The sequence below is a fragment of the Dyadobacter sp. HNCC25DJ184 genome, assembly GCF_056895215.1.
Map to the genome: position 1 here is coordinate 1 of NZ_JBXHAQ010000039.1, position 1447 is coordinate 1447.

The 1447-nt window shown below is 43.2% G+C and carries 2 protein-coding genes; both read left to right on the forward strand.

The window, feature by feature from the left end; translation table 11 throughout:
- Positions 1-71: 71 nt before the first annotated feature.
- The gene (locus AC1XUD_RS26490) at positions 72-431 is read left to right on the forward strand and encodes an ISAon1 family transposase N-terminal region protein (RefSeq protein ID WP_483364065.1); all 360 of its coding nucleotides are present in this window, start codon (positions 72-74) and stop codon (positions 429-431) included.
- 62 nt (positions 432-493) lie between these two features.
- Positions 494-1414: an ISAon1 family transposase gene (locus AC1XUD_RS26495; protein WP_483364066.1), complete on the forward strand. Its 921-nt coding sequence runs from the start codon at positions 494-496 to the stop codon at positions 1412-1414.
- Positions 1415-1447: the final 33 nt, after the last annotated feature.

Consider the following 1447-nt stretch of genomic DNA (forward strand, 5'->3'; position numbering starts at 1 on the left):
TGGATCAAATCAAAAACTTGTGGAGCGATAGGATTTATCTAGGTTTGTGTTTTTAATCAAACCAGTTTGTTTTGGAGAGTTTCTTGCCTATTGTTCAGTTTCTATTACCCGAATTCATTTTAGAAAATTTTATTCTTACTTCCGTAGACAGAGACGGAGATACATTTCACGTTCATATCGAAGAGAAGAACGCTGCTGATAACGATCCAGAAAAGAAAAATCTACTCTCCAAAGGTTTCTTTCCTACCATTACCGTGCAGGATTTTCCGATTCGTGGCCACAAAGTCTTTCTTCATATTAAACGTCGCAGGTGGCTCAATACCAAGACTGGCAAAGTAGTCTATAGGGATTGGACAGAAGTAGCAGAGGGGACGCGAATGACTAGTGAATTCGCGGCTTTTTTAAAAGAAATCAATAGACACGAGCCCTAATAGCGCTTGGACAATCGGACGGTTCTACGGCGTTAACGGAAGAGATTTACTACGACAATACCGTGAATTTCAGATCGGACCGCCGCTGCGGTGGTTTTAAAGATTGGAATCAAAGAAATCATGCAAAAAAATGGCTGTTATTTCCTCAAAATATAGGATCTCATCTATCAATTGACGAGACAAGCCTTTCCCACGGCGAGCTCTATACAATTCTTACCAACAAAGCCGCCAAGGGCGGGAAAGGCAGTATCGTAGCCATTGTGGCTGGTACCAAAGCGGAAACAGTTATTGAAGTTATTCGCAAGATTCCGGAATCCCTGCGCAAGAAAGTGTCTGAAATTACCCTGGACATGGCTGGCAGCATGTCAATGATCGCCAAACGATGCTTCCCCAGGGCAACCAAAGTTACGGATCGTTTTCACGTACAAAGGCTGGCCATTGAAGCCTTGCAAGAAATCCGCATCAAACATCGCTGGGAAGCGTTCGACCAGGAAAATGACGCTATAGAGCTGGCAAAAGCTTCTCAGGCAGAATATCAGCCAGAAATATTGCCCAACGGTGATACTGTAAAGCAATTACTAGCACGGAGCAGATATGCATTGTATAAAAAGCCTAATACCTGGACTGATAGCCAGCGAGAAAGGGCGCAACTTCTCTTTGAACGCTTTCCAGACCTTAAACGGGCCTACGAGCTAACGCTAGAATTAAGCAACATCTTCACAAACACTACCGAAAAAATATATGGATTGACCAGACTGGCCAAGTGGCATGAGAAAGTCAGGCAATCCGGCTTCAAATCGTTCAACACGGTCGCCAGATCAATCGAGAACCACTATAAAACCATTGTCAACTATTTTGATAATAGAAGCACCAATGCTTCCGCTGAATCTTTCAATGCGAAAATCAAAGCGTTTAGAGCGCAGTTCAGAGGTGTCAGAAATGTCGAGTTCTTCCTTTATCGCCTAACTCAGTTATATGCTTAATCAAAGTTGCTCCACAACATTTGGTCTTGATCC